Here is a 217-nt window from a genome sequence, read left to right on the forward strand (position 1 = left end):
GAACATCAATCACTTTAGTTGGAGTTTCTGGTTCGTCCCACATATTATATTTTGCTGAATGGTATTTACTAAACATTTCAAGCGTTTCGATGTAGCTATCTTTCAGAAGTTCCGTGTCAAGCAATTTTTGGGCTTTCTCAGCACGTTTAGCAAGTCGTTCGTTAACTTGTTCCAGTTGTTCCTTTTGTCGCTGTAAGCTCAAATTATGGTTAATATA

1 protein-coding gene is annotated in these 217 nt (G+C 36.9%); it reads right to left on the reverse strand.

All coding sequences use genetic code 11. The annotated features are described in order from the left end of the window. Window positions 1–217, reverse strand: a 217-nt coding sequence (locus L977_RS25005; protein WP_047625999.1) for a hypothetical protein, incomplete at both ends; no start/stop codon positions are given.

The organism is Enterobacter sp. ZOR0014, from assembly GCF_000798855.1.
Lineage (GTDB): Bacteria > Pseudomonadota > Gammaproteobacteria > Enterobacterales > Enterobacteriaceae > Enterobacter > Enterobacter kobei.